The following is a 14,806-nucleotide window of genomic DNA, read 5'->3' on the forward strand; positions in this document are numbered from 1 at the left end:
TGACGCCTAGACCCACTTGGCTTGCAGCAGGTTGATGCCCGGATAGGGCTGCGGCCTTATCCCCGCGAGCCGGCGCGGATTCCACGCCGTCATCAGCTCGTTGTGCACGACCGGGTAGAGCACGGCCTGTTCGGCGACGACGTCGATGTAGTCCTGGATCATCGTCTTCTTCTTGTCGGCGTCCGGTTCCTGGGTCGCCCGGTCCATGTCCTTGAAGAGCTGCCTCGCGACCGGGTCGCCGGCCCAGCGGGCGTAGCCCATCCAGAGGTTCTGGGGGCCGTAGTTGTAGTGCATGATCAGGTCGGCGTCGAGGCCGAACTGGTTGGGGTTCGAGGCGGCGGCGACGACCTGGTAGTCCTGCTTCTGGTCCATCTTGGTGAACACGGCCGTGGTCTCCTGCGGGGACAGCGTCGTCCGCACGCCGATCGCGTCCCAGGACGCCTTGACGGTCGGCAGGCAGTCGACGATCCAGCTCACGTTCACCGACAGGATCTCGATCTCCAGCCCCTTGACCCCGGCCTCCTTCAGGAGCTTCTTCGCCTTCTCCGGGTCGTAGGAGTAGACGGTCTTCGCGGGCCGGTAGGAGGGGTTGGCCTCGTTGAGGAAGGAACTCGACGGCCTCCCGTGCCCCTTGAGCGCGACCTCGACCATCTTGCCGGTGTCGATGGCGTAGCGCAGCGCCTGACGGACGCGGACGTCGTCGAACGGCTTGTGCCGGGTGTTGAACATCAGGAACAGGTTGTTCATGCCGGCGCCGCCCTGGACGGTCATGCCGCCCTTGCGGAGCTGCGCGATGTTGGCGTACGGGATGTTGTCGGCGATCTGGGCCCCGACGCTCGCTCCGGAGATCTTCGCGACGCGGGGCGCGGCGTCCACTATGGTCAGCCAGTTCATCTTCTTGAAGGCGGCCTTGCGCGGACCGTTGTAGGCGGCGAACGCCTCGAACGTGGTGTTGGACTTCGGGTGGTGCGCGGTCTGCCGGTAGGGGCCCGAACCGATCGCCTTGCCCTTGATCGCGTCGTCCCAGGCGCCCGGCTGCGAGAAGACGTGCTTGGGCATGATCTTCGCCAGGGTGAGCCGGGAGATCCCTTCGGGGAACGGGAACTTGAGGACCAGCTCGACGTTCTGCGCGTCGATCTTGCGGACTTCCTTCAGCCAGGGGGCGAAGAAGCCCTTGGCGAGCGTCTGGGTATTGGGATCGAGTATCCGGCCGAAGACGAAGACCACGTCGTCGGCGGTGACCGGCTTGCCGTCGTGGAACGTGGCACCGGCGCGCAGCGTGAACTTCCAGGAGGTGCCGGTGAGGTCGGCGGGCACCTGGGTGGCGAGCGCGGCGTAGGGCTCGCGGGAGATCGGGTCGGTGTCGAGCAGACCCTCGTAGACATGGTTGTTGGCGGCCATGCAGAAGGCGGACGCGGTCTGTGTCGGATCCCAGCTTCCGTCGTTCCCGTAGCCGATCACGGCCGTCAGCGTGGCGTTCCGTCCGCTGCCCGAACCGCCGGTGTCGTTCGTCGACTCCGGCCCGGACGAGCAGGCGCCGAGCGTCGAGGAGAGGGCGGCGGCCGCGCCCAGGGCCCCGGTGTACTTCAGGAACGACCGGCGGTGCGGCGCCGGAGTGGGGTTCACGTCGCGCACGGTTCCTCCAGCAAGGAGTGGTCCAGTTGAACGGTCCGGTGAGGCGGTGGAGCGGTCGGTTCGGCCGGCCCGGGACACAGGAGATACGACGTCCTACGTCATGGGGGGCAGCGCGACCATAGGAGGGGGCGCGGAGGGGGTCAAGGGCCCGCACACGAATGGCGTATCTTCCACAGGTGCGACCAATGGCGGTATGAAACAGGGGTAGTTGGCCGAACTTGGCGTTTAATCAGCCCGGAGGTGGGACGTCCGATGTCCAGCGAGCGTACGATGCGGCGCATGCCTGAGGAGACCGGGAACCGGCGCCGGCCCGAGCGCCGGGTGAGCAGCCAGATCCAGCGCGAGGTCATGCAACTGATCCTCGACCAGGGGCTTCCGGCCGGTGCGCCACTGCCCACCGAGACCGAGCTGATGAGCGATCTCGGCGTGAGCCGCAACTCGGTCCGTGAGGCGCTCAAGGCACTTCAGGCACTCGACATAGTCGAGATCCGGCACGGCTACGGCACCTATGTGGGTGAGGCGTCCATGACGCCGTTCGTCGACGGACTGACCTTTCGCACACTCGCCCGTCCGGACGATCCGACCGCGGCGCTGGCCGAGATCCTCCAGGTCCGTGAAGTGCTGGAGGAGGGGCTGATAAGCCGGGTGGCCCAGGTGCTGACCGAGGAGGAACTGGACCGGCTCGAAGCCGTCGTCACCGAGATGGAGACGGCGGGCGACGACGGCCGCTCCTTCCCCGAACTCGACAGCCTGTTCCACGAGTTGCTGTACGCCTCGCTCGGCAACCCGCTCGTCCCCCAACTGCTCGGCGCGTTCTGGACCGTCTTCCGGCGGGTCGCCGCGGTGCGCGGCTGGAGCGACGACATCACCCCGGAGGTCACGGCCCGCCGCCACCGCGACATCCTCAGTGCCCTGCGGGTACGGGACGTCGAGGGCGCCCAGCGCGCGATGGCCGACCACTTCCGGGGCATCGAGGCCCGCGCCGCCCAGGGCTCCCGCGGCGTGAGCTGAAGCGGGCCCACGCTCCACGGCCGCTTTCCCTGGGTCCCGTCGGCGCCGGTACCGACCGGTCCGCGCGCCCCGGGTCCGCCCCGGGTTCCGCACCCCCGGCGCGCCCTAGGCTGGACCCGTGCCCGACATCCGACCCCACTCCCCGACCGGCTCCCGGGCCGACAGCGGTCTCTGGGACGCGGACGGCGCGGGGGTGCTGTCCCTGCCCTCCGGCCGGCTGATCCGGGGCCGGGCGCTGCGCCGGCCGCTTCCGGCCGACGGCGGTCCCGTGCCGGCGTACGCCGTGTACCTGCTCGGCGGACAGCCGCCCCCGGTCCCCTGGGAGACCCACTGGCTGCGCTGGCCCGATTTCCGGCTGCCCGCCGACCGGGCGGAGGCCCGCGCCGTGCTCACCGAGGCCTGGCGGCGGGCCGCGGGCGAGCGCGTCGAGATCGCCTGCCACGGCGGCCGGGGCCGCACCGGCACGGCCCTGGCCTGCGTCGCCGTCCTCGACGGCGTACCGCCCCGGGAAGCGGTGGCGTACGTACGCCGGCACTACGACCGGCACGCCGTGGAGACACCGTGGCAGCGCGCGTACGTACGCCGCTTCGGCACACGGGACTGATCCGGCCCCCGGGGGCTGGGCTCCCTAGGGGCGGGTCGCCCGGAAGCGGAGGACGCCGCCACCCGGCTGCACGGCCACGGACAGCTCCTTCGCGGCCGCGTTCCACCGCGTCGTGGGCGTCACGCCCCGCCGGTACTTCCGGCCCCGGCCGTGAACGGCCCGCCGAGGAAGGCGGTCCAGGCGCCCGCGCCGATCAGCAGCACGGGTCCGTCCGGCAGCTTGCTGTCCCGGACGGGGACGAGCCCGGTGACTCCGTCGGCGACTTCGAGGCAACTGCCGCCGTTGTCGTCGCTGTAGGTACTTTTGCGCCACTGAATGAGGCTCAGGTCGTACTCGCGCATCGTCTGTGGTCCTCCGACGCCGATTCGATCAGAGACAGGGACGCGTCCGGCGGCAGCGCGACGGCCCTGAGCAGATCGTATGCGTCCTGCACCCGCTGAACCAGGGCTGGTTCGTCCAGCAGGTTGCCCGAATACACGGCCTCTGTATAGGCGGTCGGCGGGGCGTCGGCGAACTCCATGAGCTGGACCATCCGTCCTATGAGCGGATACGCCCCGACCGAGTACGGCAGCACCTGCACGAGGACCCGCCGCCCTCGCACGAGGCCGATGACGTGGTCCAGTTGCTCCGCCATCGTCGTCGGCCCGCCGACCGGGATTCGCAGCACCTGCTCATGCAGGATCACCCAGTAGACGGGCGCCTTCGTGCCGTCCAGGATGCGTGCCCGTTCGCGGCGGGCGCTCACCTTCTCCTCGACGTACTCGTCGCTGGAGAGCGGGTTCCCCGCCACCATGACGGCCCGCGCATACCCCGCCGTCTGCAAAAGACCCGGCACCAAAGCGGGCGCGAACTCCGCGATCTTCGTTGCCATCCGCTCCAGTTCGACCACCGCCGCGAAATACCCCGCGTAGCGCTTGTCGTCGATGAGCTTGTGCCACATCCGCTCGAAGAAGCCGTCGCCGCCCAGCAGTGTGTCGATGCGCTGGGCCACGTCCAACTGAGGCTTGCGGATGGCCTGTTCGAACTGGCCGATATAGCCGCCGGAGACGAAGACCCGAGCCCCCAGTTCCACTTGCGTGAAACCTGCGTCCTCCCTGCGTCGTTTCAGTTCTGAACCGAAAAACTCCCAGGCGGCCTGCCGCGAACCGTTGGCCATGGGCCAACCCCCTTGCACTGCACCGCGCTTGTAGCGGACGGAACCCTGCCGATTTTAGATGCGGAGCGTCACGATCGGGATGCGAAGCGTGAAATCGACAAGGACCGGTGGGCCAGGTGAAGGAAGAGCACGCACGAGCACAAGCGCCGGCGCACGGACGAAAGCACGGACAGACCCACGTACACACGCCGCCTGACGGGCGGCGGGACTCGGCGCACCGCGTCGAAGAGGCGGAGGAAACTGTGCAGGACTTACGGACGGTGCTCGCGGGGGTCGAGGTCGTGGCCCGGCTCACGGCGGCCCCGCGATGAAGGCGGCGCTGCCGCCGACCGGCTCCTGCGCCGTCGACACCCGCACGGGCAGGGTCGGCGTGGTCATGGGGCACGAGGGGCCGTACGTACAGCTCAGACCGCTCGGCGGTGGCAGGGAGTGGGACTGCCGGCCGGAGGCCGTCCGGGAGGCGACCCCGACGGAACGGATCAGCGCGGCGACCGCGTACGCCAACGCCCGCAGCCGCGGCGAGGTGCCGTGACGAGGGTCCCAGGAACAATGCGACCCGACCGGGCCGGGTGGCGTGTGCCGTAGGCGAGAATGGGCCGCATGAGCCTGTTCCGCGACGACGGCATCGTGCTGCGCACCCAGAAGCTGGGTGAGGCGGACCGGATCATCACGCTGCTCACGCGCGGTCACGGCCGCGTACGGGCGGTGGCGCGCGGTGTCCGGCGGACCAAGTCGAAGTTCGGGGCGCGCCTCGAACCCTTCTCCCACGTGGACGTGCAGTTCTTCGCGCGGGGCAGTGAACTCATCGGCCGCGGGCTGCCCCTGTGCACACAGAGCGAGACGATCGCTCCGTACGGTGGCGGGATCGTCACCGACTACCCGCGCTACACCGCGGGGACCGCGATGCTGGAGACCGCCGAGCGGTTCACCGATCACGAGGGGGAGCCCGCGGTGCAGCAGTATCTGCTGCTCGTCGGCGGGCTCCGCACCCTTTCCCGGGGCGAGCACGAACCGCACCTCGTCCTCGACGCCTTCCTGCTGCGCTCCCTCGCGGTCAACGGCTACGCGCCCAGCTTCAGCGACTGTGCCAAATGCGGCATGCCGGGACCGAACCGCTTCTTCTCGGTCGCGGCGGGAGGAACCGTCTGCGTCGACTGCCGGGTGCCCGGCAGCGTCGTACCCTCGCCTCAGGCCCTCGAACTCCTCGGCGCGCTGCTCACGGGAGACTGGGAGACCGCGGACGCGTGCGAGCCGCGGCACGTCCGGGAGGGCAGCGGGCTGGTGTCGGCGTATCTGCACTGGCATCTGGAGCGCGGACTGCGCTCCTTGCGGTACGTGGAGAAGTAGGCGCCGCCCGGGCAGTCCGGGGCGGCGAAGGCGCACGAGCGCGGTACGAGCGCGCGAGAGCGGCAGAGAACAGCAGGCAGAACGAGACGGGCGCCCGGCGCACGCGAGCAAGAGGGAGACGAGAAGCACATGGTCGTACGCGGGATCCTGGGTGGCCGGCGCCGCGAGTACAAGGCACCGGAACCGCACCCCTCCGGTGCCCGTGCGCCCAAACTCCCCGGTGAGCTCATCCCGAACCATGTGGCGATCGTCATGGACGGGAACGGCCGCTGGGCCAAGGAGCGCGGGCTGCCGCGCACCGAGGGGCACAAGGTCGGTGCCGAGCGCGTCCTCGACGTCCTCCAGGGCGCGGTCGAGGCCGGCGTCGGCAGCATCTCCCTGTACGCCTTCTCCACCGAGAACTGGAAGCGCTCGCCCGACGAGGTGCGCTTCCTGATGAACTTCAACCGGGACTTCATCCGCAAGACCCGCGACACCCTCGACGAGCTCGGTATCCGGGTGCGCTGGGTGGGCCGGATGCCCAAGCTGTGGAAGTCGGTCGCCAAGGAGCTCCAGATCGCCCAGGAGCAGACCAAGGACAACGACGCGCTCACGCTGTACTTCTGCATGAACTACGGAGGCCGCGCCGAGATCGCCGACGCGGCGCAGGCGCTGGCCGAGGACGTGAAGGCCGGCCGCCTCGACCCGTCCAAGGTCACCGAGAAGACGCTGCAGAAGTACATGTACTTCCCGGACATGCCGGACGTGGACCTGTTCCTGCGTCCGAGCGGCGAGCAGCGCACCTCCAACTACCTGCTCTGGCAGAGCGCCTACGCCGAGATGGTCTTCCAGGACGTGCTGTGGCCCGACTTCGACCGGCGTGACCTGTGGCGGGCCTGCGTCGAGTACGCGCAGCGCGACCGCCGCTTCGGCGGCGCCGTCCCGAACGAGAAACTGCTCGCCATGGAGGAGGCCATGCGGGGCGACGGCTCTTAACACCCGCCGCCCGCGGGGTTGTTCGAATCCGGCGTTACGATCACGGCTCATCACCACCGAACCGCGCACCCCGAGGACGTGGACCGGCTGCGAGTGATCCTCGATCGCCGCCTGGCCCGCGTTTGAGGGACCGCGCTCCCGAAGGGGCTCAGCCCTTCGCCGCCGCGCACTCCGCGCACGTACCGAAGATCTCCACCGTGTGCGCCACGTTCACGTAGCCGTGCTCCGCGGCGATGGCCTCCGCCCACTTCTCGACAGCCGGGCCCTCCACCTCCACGGCCTTGCCGCAGACGCGGCAGACGAGGTGGTGGTGGTGCTCGCCGCTGGAGCAGCGCCGGTAGACCGACTCGCCCTCCGAGGTGCGCAGGACGTCGACCTCGCCGGCGTCGGCGAGGGACTGGAGCGTGCGGTAGACGGTGGTGAGCCCGACCGAGTCGCCCTTGTGCTTGAGCATGTCGTGGAGCTCCTGCGCGCTGCGGAACTCGGTCACCTCGTCGAGCGCCGCCGCCACGGCGGCACGCTGCCGGGTGGAGCGGCCCCGGACGGGCGATCCAGCGGTTGTCACCGTTGCCTCCTCGCGTCTGCGCTTGCCCGGCCATTGTGCCAGCCCGGACAGTGCCCGGTCAGACGCCGACGGCGCTCTCCGGTCCGCGGGTGGCCGGAATCGCGCACTCCGCCGGATCCCCGGCGGCCTGCGCGGCGGCCACGGCCCGGGCCCGGCGCCGTGCCAGCGGTGACGCCAGCGCCGTCAGCGCGATGAACGCGCCGATCGTCAGCAGCACGATCGTCGAGCCGGGCGGCACATCCTGGTAGAACGACGTCACCGTGCCGCCGATCGTCACGCTCACCCCGATCGCCACCGCGACCGCGAACGTCGCCGCGAAGCTCCGGGTGAGCTGCTGGGCCGCCGCGACCGGCACGACCATCAGCGCGCTCACCAGCAGCAGGCCGACCACCCGCATCGCGACGGTCACCGTGACCGCCGCCGTGACGGCCGTCAGCAGGTTCAGGGCCCGCACCGGCAGACCGGTCACCCGCGCGAACTCCTCGTCCTGGCTGACCGCGAACAACTGCCGGCGCAGCCCCAGCGTGACCACCAGGACGAAGGCGGCCAGCAGGAAGATCGCCGTCACGTCGGACTCGCTCACCGTCGACAGCGAGCCGAAGAGGTACGAGGTCAGGTTGGCGGTCGAGCCGCCCGCGAGGCTGGTGAACATCACGCCGCCCGCCATGCCCCCGTAGAAGAGCATGGCCAGCGCGATGTCCCCGCGGGTCTTCCCGTACCAGCGGATCAGCTCCATGAGCACGGCGCCCAGCACGGACACGGCCGTCGCCATCCACACCGGTGACGTGTTGAGCAGGAAGCCGAGGCCGACGCCCGTCATCGCCACATGGCCGATGCCGTCGCCCATCAGGGCCTGACGGCGCTGGACGAGGTAGATGCCGACGGCGGGCGCGATGACGCCCACCAGGACGGCGGCGAGCAGTGCCCGCTGCATGAAGGCGTAGTCGAGGATGTCCATCAGCTCAGGAGTCCCGTCCGGATCGGTTCGGCGTCGTGAGCCGCGTGCGGGTGTACGTGGTCGTGGCCGGGCAGGGCGTGCTGGCCGACCGCCTGCGGTGGCGGGCCGTCGTGCAGGACGCAGCCGTCCCGCAGGACGACCGCGCGGTCGATCAGTGGCTCCAGGGGGCCCAGCTCGTGCAGGACGAGTAGCACGGACGTGCCCTGGGCGACCTGGTCGCGCAGGGTGGCGGCCAGCACCTCCTGGCTGGCGAGGTCCACGCCCGCCATCGGCTCGTCCATGATCAGCAGTTCGGGTTCGGAGGCCAGCGCGCGGGCGATGAGGACCCGCTGGTGCTGTCCGCCCGACAGGGCGTTCACGGAGTCCTTGGCGCGGTCCGCCATCCCGACGAGTTCCAGGGCGCGTCGCACGGCCGCGTGATCGGCCTTGCGCAGGATGCCGAAGCGGGCGCGGGACAGCCGGCCCGAGGCGACGATCTCGGTGACCGTCGCCGGCACACCGCCCGCGGCCGTGGTCCGCTGCGGGACGTAGCCCACCCGGTGCCAGTCGCGGAAGCGGCGGCGCGGAACGCCGAAGATCTCGATCTCGCCGGCGCTGACGGCGATCTGGCCGATGACGCTGCGCACGGCGGTCGACTTGCCGGAGCCGTTGGCGCCGAGCAGCGCGACGACCTCGCCGCGGCGCACGGTCAGGTCCATGCCGCGCAGGACCGGGCGCGAACCCAGTTCCGCCCGGACACCACGCAGGGATACGACGGACTCGTTCACGGCGTCCTCCACAGTGATCACTTCGTTCCCAGAGCCGTCTTGAGGGCTTTCAGGTTCGACCGCATGACCTGCATGTAGTCGCTGCCCCTGGACTTGTCGGTGATGCCTTCGAGGGGGTCGAGGACATCCGTCCGCAGCCCCACGTCGCGGGCGATCGTGCCGGCGGTCCGGTCGCTGACGAGCGTCTCGTAGAACACCGTCGTGACGCCGTCGGCCTTCGCCAGGTTCTCCAGGGCCTTCACCCGGTTCGCGCTGGGCTCGGACTCGGGGTCGAGGCCGTTGACGGCCTCCTCGGTGAGTCCGTAGCGCTCGGCGAGGTAGCCGAACGCGGCGTGGGTGGTGATGAAGGTCTTGGTCTTCGTGTTCGCGAGCCCGTCGCGGAAGTCCTCGTCCAGCGCGGTGAACTTCTTCCGCAGCGCGGCCATGTTCTTGTCGTAGTCCGCCGCGTGCTTCGGATCGGCCTTCTTCAGCGCGGCCGACACGCCCTCGGCCACCTGGCCGAAGCGCACCGGGTCGAGCCAGACGTGCGGGTCGGCGGCGCCGGATTCCTCGCCCTCGCTGTGGTCGTGCGCGGCGGCGTGCCCGCCGACCTCGTTGCCGTGCTTCTCCAGCGTGGTCAGCGAGGCCGCGTCGACCTTGGTCTCGACCTCGGACTGGGCGACCGCGTCGTCCACGGCCGGCTGGAGGTTCTTGAGGTAGAACACCGCGTCCGCCTCCTGGAGCCGCGCCGTTTCTCGGGCGCTGATCTCCAGGTCGTGCGGTTCCTGGCCGGGCCGGGTCAGATTCGTGACGCTCACATGCGAGCCGCCGATCTCCTCGGCGAGGTACTGGAGCGGGTAGAACGACGCGACGACGTCGAGTCTGCCGTCGTTCCGGCCGCCGGCCGCGGCGGAACCCGAGCAGGCGGTGAGGGCGCCGAGGCCGAGGGCGATGGCCGCCGCGGCGGCGGACCCCGATATGAGGCGTCGTCGTACGTTCATGACAGTCATTTTCAACAAATCTGGAAACGATTGTCAACAAGCCCTCGTGCGGATGCCCGCGCGCGCTTCGGCAACGGGTATCAAGTGGATCCAACCGGCAGGAAGCGGCCTACCGCGGGAACCGATTTGATGCGGGGGTGGGCGACGCCGGTAACCTGAAGCATTCGCTGCCGTCCGTTCGTAATGAAGAGAGCACCGTGGCCGCCGACAAGATCGATTCCATCGTCAGCCTGAGCAAGCGCCGTGGCTTCGTGTTCCCCTGTAGTGAGATCTACGGGGGACAGAAGGCCGCCTGGGACTACGGCCCGCTCGGCGTCGAACTCAAGGAGAACCTGAAGCGCCAGTGGTGGCGCTACATGGTCACGTCGCGCGAGGACGTGGTCGGTCTCGACTCGTCCGTGATCCTGGCCCCCGAGGTGTGGGTCGCCTCCGGTCACGTCGCCACCTTCACGGACCCGCTGACCGAGTGCACCTCGTGCCACAAGCGCTTCCGGGCCGACCACCTGGAGGAGCACTACGAGGCCAAGCACGGCCGCCTCCCGGAGAACGGCCTCGCCGACCTCAACTGCCCCAACTGCGGCAACAAGGGCACGTTCACCGAGCCCAAGCAGTTCTCGGGCCTGCTCTCCACCCACCTCGGCCCGACGCAGGACAGCGGCTCCGTCGCCTACCTGCGCCCCGAGACCGCCCAGGGCATCTTCACCAACTTCGCCAGCGTGCAGATCGCCTCGCGCAAGAAGCCGCCGTTCGGTATCGCCCAGATGGGCAAGTCCTTCCGCAACGAGATCACGCCCGGCAACTTCATCTTCCGCACGCGCGAGTTCGAGCAGATGGAGATGGAGTTCTTCGTCAAGCCGGGCGAGGACGAGCAGTGGCAGGAGTACTGGATGGAGCAGCGCTGGAACTGGTACACCGGTCTCGGCCTGCGCGAGGAGAACATGCGGTGGTACGACCACCCGAAGGAGAAGCTCTCCCACTACTCCAAGCGCACCGCCGACATCGAGTACCGCTTCCAGTTCGGCGGCAACGAGTGGGGTGAGCTGGAGGGCGTCGCCAACCGCACCGACTACGACCTCGGCGCGCACTCCAAGGCCTCCGGCCAGGACCTCTCCTACTTCGACCAGGAGGCCCAGGAGCGCTGGACCCCCTACGTCATCGAGCCCGCCGCCGGTGTCGGCCGCGCCATGCTCGCCTTCCTGCTCGACGCCTACGTCGAGGACGAGGCCCCCAACGCCAAGGGCAAGCTGGAGAAGCGCACGGTGCTGCGCCTCGACCACCGTCTCGCCCCGGTGAAGGTCGCGGTCCTGCCGCTGTCCCGCAACGCGGACCTGTCCCCGAAGGCCAAGGGTCTCGCCGCGGCGCTGCGCCAGCACTGGAACATCGAGTTCGACGACGCCGGCGCCATCGGCCGCCGCTACCGCCGTCAGGACGAGATCGGCACGCCGTTCTGCGTCACCGTCGACTTCGACACCCTCGACGACAACGCCGTCACGGTGCGCGAGCGCGACTCGATGAAGCAGGAGCGTGTCTCGCTCGACCAGATCGAGGGCTACCTGGCCGCCCGTCTCGTCGGCTGCTGACCCACGCACTGCGCGAAGCCCCCGTTTCCCGGAGAGGGAGGCGGGGGCTTCGCGGTGTCCCGGACCATGGGGTGTCCGGGCGTCCTCTACCGGGCCGTCCCTCGTCCCGGTGTCCTTCGTCCCGGCCTGCTCAGCGGCCCTGGAGCGCCTTCACGTTGTCGCCGAAGGTCCAGTTCTTCGAGCCGTCCCAGTTGACCGACCACGTCATCAGGCCCTTGAGGGAGGTGCCGTAGTGGCGCCAGGCCTGGGAGACGAGGCTCGGCGCCATGTAGCCGCCGCCCGCGCCGGACTGGGCCGGCAGCCCCGGGACCTGCTTGTCGTAGGGGACCTTGATGGTGGTCCCCTGCACTACCAGCCCCTTGTCGAGACAGTCGGTCTGGGCGGTGAAGCCCTGCACGGTGCCCGCGGAGTAGGAGTCACCGGAGCAGCCGTACATGCTGCCGTTGTAGTACTGCATGTTCAGCCACCACAGCCGCCCGTTGTCCGCGTACTTCTTCACGATGGGCAGGTACGCGCCCCAGATCGAGCCGTACGCGACGCTGCCGCCCGTGACGTAGGCGGTCTCCGGCGCCATCGTCAGCCCGAAGTTCGACGGCATCCGGGACAGCACCCCGTCGATGATCCGGATCAGATTGGCCTGCGACGCGGAGAGCCGGCCGATGCTGCCGCTGCCGACGAGCCCGGTCTCGATGTCGATGTCGATGCCGTCGAAGTTGTACTTCCGCAGGATGGGCACGATCGTCGCGACGAAACGGTCGGCGACCGCGGACGAGCTCAGGTCGATGCCGGCGGCCGCCCCGCCGATGGACAGCAGGATCGTCTGCCCCGCCGCCTTGGCCGCGCACATCTCGGCGGGCGTGGCGACCTTCACGCCCGTGTCCATCCCGTCCTCCCACAGCGCGGTGCCGTCCGAGCGGATGACGGGGAACGCCGCGTCGACCACGTTGTAGCCGTGCGCGGCGATACGGGAGTCGGTGATCGGCGTCCACCCGAAGGGCGGATGCACACCGTTGGCCGCGCCGTCCCAGTTCTCCCAGTACCCCTGGAGGACCTTTCCGGCGGGACGGGACTTCACGGCGCAGGTGTCCGCGGCGAAGGCGCCGGGCGCACCCGCGCCGTACAGCGGGACGAGGACGGCCGCGGCCAGTGCCACGACGAGCGGACGCAGTCTCCGGCGCATCATGCGAGGCCTCCCGGTGGGGGTGCGGTGAGGTGTCGTAGGCATGACAGTCGCGCGGTCCAGACCTTTCGTCAAGAGGTCTGGACCAAAGTGGCCGGAGGCTCGCCCCGGTGCCTCGGTTCAGGCCTCTTTCGGGTCGACCGTCGCCTGGTGTTCCTCGGCCAGGTGTTCCTCCGCCTTCAGCCAGGGGAGGAACTGGGTGTTTTTGCGCCAGCCGCACGTCTCGCATCGGATGGTGCGCTGGACGCCCGCCCGTTGCACGTGGACGGTGTGTTCGCGGCCGTGCTGGTCCCAGCGGCTCACTTTGCTCGCGTTGATCTGAAGCATGACACCTCCTGGTTCTCCCGCTTCGTCTGCGCAGCAAGGAGTGTGCAGCATGGTGAAGATCAACGGGGGTTCTTCGGCGGTGACTTCGGTGGGACCGGGCGCGATCGCGCTCGCGGTCACGACGGGGCGAGGTGCCCCTCGGCGGCCTCGACGGCGGCCGTGGTGACGTTGACCTGGTGTTCTATCTGCCGGTCCACCGGTACCCAGGTCGCCGTGAAGCTCGCCGAGTAGGCGGCGCACCAGCGTGCCACGAGGGCTTCCAGCTCGGTGCGTTGGGCCGCGGTCCCCGGCGCGGGCGCGTACTCCTCGAGGAGGCGCAGCAGCATGGCGGCGGCCCGGAGCGGGGTGCGCCGGGCGAAGCCCTCGATGCTGGCGGTACGGGCGCGGGAGAGGCCGGGGAGCGGGGTGAACGACGGGTGCGCGGGGTCCCAGCTGTCGGCCAACGGGCCGCACACACGCAGCGTTTCGGCCACGGCCCGGCGCATGCTGAAGGCCGGATCGGGGCCGGGGGCCGGGAGATGGGGGCGGGCCCGTTCGTAGTGGCCGCGGACGGTGTGGGCGTAGTCCCGCAGCCGGTCCGCCCAGTGCCGCAGCCGTTGTTCCGGGGCGGGATGGGGGGCGAGGTCGGCGAATCCGGCGGCGGCCCAGACCGGTACCTCCAGCACCGCGGTGACGCCGCCGTGGGCGTGCGGGGCGAGCCAGGTGGAGCGGTGGGCGTTCTCCGGGAAGGCGGTGGGGCGTTCGGGCGCTCCGGGCGGCGGCAGGACGAAGACGCCGGGCGCGCTGGTGGGCCAGTGCAGGGCGTCCAGCGGGGCCCTCTCGACCGGGATGCCGAGCCGTTCCGCGGAGACGGCGAGGGTCTGGTCGAGTCCGGGGACGTCCCGGGTGAGCTGGGCGAAGGTGCCGCCGATGTCCGTGCTGTGCAGGGAGATCTGGATGTAGGGCCGCAGCCTGCGGATGACGTCGAGCAGAGCGCGGCTCTCCGGCAGGAACCGCGGGCGGGGAAGCGCGGGTGCCCATTCGGGCTGTTCGTCGGCGGTCGGTCGGAAGAAGGACCGGTAGTGGCCGAACAGGGTGTCGGCCCGGTGCCCGCCTTCGTTGAGGCGCGCTCCGTCCGGGTCGAGGCACAGCACCAAGTGCCATACGGTGCCGGGCCGTTCGCCGTCCAGTGCGCGGTGGGCCAGCGCCAGAAGGGTGCCCCCGCCGACGTACTCGTTGGGGTGTGCGCCCGCGACCACGAGGGCGTGCCGTGGCCCCTTTCCGACGCTCAGCATCCGCAGGGGGAGGCCGTGCCGGGAGTGGCCGATCGTGCTCAGCCGGCACAGGCCGGGATGGCGGGCGGTCAGGGCCTCGGCGGTGCGGGTGACGTCGGCGGGCGTGGGATAGCTCAGTGTCCGGAATTGCTGTCGTCCCGGGTCTTTCTCCGGTCCAGCGCGCGGATCTTGATCTCGGCCACGGAGTCTCCTCGGATCGTGGATCGTGGATCGCGGGTAGGCCGGACGGAACACGCCGGCCATCGCCGGGCACGCTCCGTTCGACTTCGGTGCGACTCAGTACGACATGACGCACCACTGGTGTCAACAGCCCCTGAGGGGAAGGCGACAGCCTCATGGCCAGTGCATATGCCGCTGGCCGGGCGGAGGGGTACCCCGCGGTTCGAGGAGTACTCCACGGGGCGGGGCCGGGTACAAGCCCCCGCGGGGCGGGGCCGGGCACCGGTA

At 70.0% G+C, this 14,806-nt stretch carries 16 protein-coding genes; 6 read left to right on the top strand and 10 right to left on the bottom strand.

What is annotated here, in order from left to right; genetic code table 11:
• Positions 1-6 precede the first annotated feature (6 nt).
• A complete protein-coding gene (locus ACFXGX_RS21955) occupies positions 7-1,635 on the bottom strand; it encodes an ABC transporter substrate-binding protein (RefSeq protein WP_384793768.1) in 1,629 nt (542 codons plus the stop codon).
• 270 nt (positions 1,636-1,905) lie between these two features.
• On the opposite strand from ACFXGX_RS21955, the gene ACFXGX_RS21960 reads away from it, so the two are divergent.
• On the top strand, positions 1,906-2,646 hold the full coding sequence (locus ACFXGX_RS21960; RefSeq protein WP_384793876.1) for a FadR/GntR family transcriptional regulator: 741 nt from the start codon (positions 1,906-1,908) through the stop codon (positions 2,644-2,646).
• Between the two features lie 127 nt (positions 2,647-2,773).
• Positions 2,774-3,250 (top strand): protein phosphatase, encoded by a 477-nt coding sequence (locus tag ACFXGX_RS21965; RefSeq protein ID WP_384793879.1) that lies wholly within the window; start codon positions 2,774-2,776, stop codon positions 3,248-3,250.
• Positions 3,251-3,369: 119 nt separating this feature from the next.
• On the opposite strand, the gene ACFXGX_RS21970 is transcribed toward ACFXGX_RS21965, so the two are convergent.
• Both ACFXGX_RS21970 and ACFXGX_RS21975 read right to left on the bottom strand, forming a co-directional pair.
• Positions 3,370-3,591 carry a DUF397 domain-containing protein gene (locus tag ACFXGX_RS21970; RefSeq protein ID WP_384793771.1) on the bottom strand — a complete coding sequence of 74 codons (222 nt, stop codon included), beginning with the start codon at positions 3,589-3,591 and terminating at the stop codon, positions 3,370-3,372.
• Entirely contained in the window at positions 3,573-4,406 is an 834-nt protein-coding gene (locus ACFXGX_RS21975) for a helix-turn-helix domain-containing protein (RefSeq protein ID WP_384793774.1), read from the bottom strand. The genes ACFXGX_RS21970 and ACFXGX_RS21975 overlap by 19 nt, the downstream gene beginning before the upstream one ends.
• 307 nt (positions 4,407-4,713) lie before the next feature.
• Between ACFXGX_RS21975 and ACFXGX_RS21980 the strand changes: the two genes are divergently transcribed.
• From ACFXGX_RS21980 to ACFXGX_RS21990, 3 genes are all read left to right on the top strand, one after another.
• The gene (locus ACFXGX_RS21980; protein WP_384793777.1) at positions 4,714-4,938 is read left to right on the top strand and encodes a hypothetical protein; all 225 of its coding nucleotides are present in this window, start codon (positions 4,714-4,716) and stop codon (positions 4,936-4,938) included.
• Positions 4,939-5,006: 68 nt separating this feature from the next.
• Positions 5,007-5,753 carry a DNA repair protein RecO gene (recO, locus tag ACFXGX_RS21985; protein WP_384793779.1) on the top strand — a complete coding sequence of 249 codons (747 nt, stop codon included), beginning with the start codon at positions 5,007-5,009 and terminating at the stop codon, positions 5,751-5,753.
• 129 nt (positions 5,754-5,882) lie between these two features.
• Positions 5,883-6,728 carry an isoprenyl transferase gene (locus ACFXGX_RS21990; RefSeq protein WP_384793782.1) on the top strand — a complete coding sequence of 282 codons (846 nt, stop codon included), beginning with the start codon at positions 5,883-5,885 and terminating at the stop codon, positions 6,726-6,728.
• Positions 6,729-6,876: 148 nt separating this feature from the next.
• On the opposite strand, the gene ACFXGX_RS21995 is transcribed toward ACFXGX_RS21990, so the two are convergent.
• From ACFXGX_RS21995 to ACFXGX_RS22010, 4 genes are read right to left on the bottom strand one after another with little or no spacing between them, the layout of a single operon-like run.
• On the bottom strand, positions 6,877-7,293 hold the full coding sequence (locus ACFXGX_RS21995) for a transcriptional repressor (RefSeq protein ID WP_328555661.1): 417 nt from the start codon (positions 7,291-7,293) through the stop codon (positions 6,877-6,879).
• Between the two features lie 58 nt (positions 7,294-7,351).
• The gene (locus ACFXGX_RS22000; RefSeq protein WP_384793785.1) at positions 7,352-8,251 is read right to left on the bottom strand and encodes a metal ABC transporter permease; all 900 of its coding nucleotides are present in this window, start codon (positions 8,249-8,251) and stop codon (positions 7,352-7,354) included.
• Entirely contained in the window at positions 8,251-9,036 is a 786-nt protein-coding gene (locus ACFXGX_RS22005; protein WP_384793882.1) for a metal ABC transporter ATP-binding protein, read from the bottom strand. The genes ACFXGX_RS22000 and ACFXGX_RS22005 overlap by 1 nt, the downstream gene beginning before the upstream one ends.
• Positions 9,036-9,998, bottom strand: a complete 963-nt coding sequence (locus ACFXGX_RS22010) for a metal ABC transporter solute-binding protein, Zn/Mn family (RefSeq protein ID WP_384793788.1) — start codon at positions 9,996-9,998, stop codon at positions 9,036-9,038. Before ACFXGX_RS22010 ends, ACFXGX_RS22005 begins: the two co-directional genes overlap by 1 nt.
• 197 nt (positions 9,999-10,195) lie before the next feature.
• On the opposite strand from ACFXGX_RS22010, the gene ACFXGX_RS22015 reads away from it, so the two are divergent.
• Complete coding sequence (locus ACFXGX_RS22015; RefSeq protein WP_384793791.1) at positions 10,196-11,578, top strand: glycine--tRNA ligase; 1,383 nt, start codon at positions 10,196-10,198, stop codon at positions 11,576-11,578.
• Between the two features lie 130 nt (positions 11,579-11,708).
• Here the strand turns inward: ACFXGX_RS22015 and ACFXGX_RS22020 are convergent, their stop codons facing one another.
• The 3 genes from ACFXGX_RS22020 to ACFXGX_RS22030 form a co-directional block, all read right to left on the bottom strand.
• Positions 11,709-12,761: a chitinase gene (locus tag ACFXGX_RS22020; protein WP_384793794.1), complete on the bottom strand. Its 1,053-nt coding sequence runs from the start codon at positions 12,759-12,761 to the stop codon at positions 11,709-11,711.
• A 117-nt stretch (positions 12,762-12,878) separates the two neighbouring features.
• Entirely contained in the window at positions 12,879-13,085 is a 207-nt protein-coding gene (locus tag ACFXGX_RS22025; RefSeq protein ID WP_355763986.1) for a hypothetical protein, read from the bottom strand.
• 116 nt (positions 13,086-13,201) lie between these two features.
• Positions 13,202-14,602 carry a M14 family zinc carboxypeptidase gene (locus ACFXGX_RS22030; RefSeq protein WP_384793797.1) on the bottom strand — a complete coding sequence of 467 codons (1,401 nt, stop codon included), beginning with the start codon at positions 14,600-14,602 and terminating at the stop codon, positions 13,202-13,204.
• Between the last annotated feature and the right edge of the window lie 204 nt (positions 14,603-14,806).

This window comes from Streptomyces sp. NPDC059371 (genome assembly GCF_042751995.1).
In the GTDB taxonomy this organism is placed as follows: Bacteria; Actinomycetota; Actinomycetes; order Streptomycetales; family Streptomycetaceae; genus Streptomyces.

Coding starts and splice junctions, on each gene's coding strand:
- ACFXGX_RS21990 (WP_384793782.1), top strand. CDS start 5,883: ATGGTCGTACGCGGGATCCTGGGTGGCCGGCGCCGCGAGTACAAGGCA.
- ACFXGX_RS21975 (WP_384793774.1), bottom strand. CDS start 4,406: ATGGCCAACGGTTCGCGGCAGGCCGCCTGGGAGTTTTTCGGTTCAGAA.
- ACFXGX_RS21970 (WP_384793771.1), bottom strand. CDS start 3,591: ATGCGCGAGTACGACCTGAGCCTCATTCAGTGGCGCAAAAGTACCTAC.
- ACFXGX_RS21960 (WP_384793876.1), top strand. CDS start 1,906: ATGCGGCGCATGCCTGAGGAGACCGGGAACCGGCGCCGGCCCGAGCGC.
- ACFXGX_RS22010 (WP_384793788.1), bottom strand. CDS start 9,998: ATGAACGTACGACGACGCCTCATATCGGGGTCCGCCGCCGCGGCGGCC.
- ACFXGX_RS22030 (WP_384793797.1), bottom strand. CDS start 14,602: ATGGCCGGCGTGTTCCGTCCGGCCTACCCGCGATCCACGATCCACGAT.
- recO (WP_384793779.1), top strand. CDS start 5,007: ATGAGCCTGTTCCGCGACGACGGCATCGTGCTGCGCACCCAGAAGCTG.
- ACFXGX_RS22020 (WP_384793794.1), bottom strand. CDS start 12,761: ATGATGCGCCGGAGACTGCGTCCGCTCGTCGTGGCACTGGCCGCGGCC.
- ACFXGX_RS22025 (WP_355763986.1), bottom strand. CDS start 13,085: ATGCTTCAGATCAACGCGAGCAAAGTGAGCCGCTGGGACCAGCACGGC.
- ACFXGX_RS21980 (WP_384793777.1), top strand. CDS start 4,714: ATGAAGGCGGCGCTGCCGCCGACCGGCTCCTGCGCCGTCGACACCCGC.
- ACFXGX_RS22000 (WP_384793785.1), bottom strand. CDS start 8,251: ATGGACATCCTCGACTACGCCTTCATGCAGCGGGCACTGCTCGCCGCC.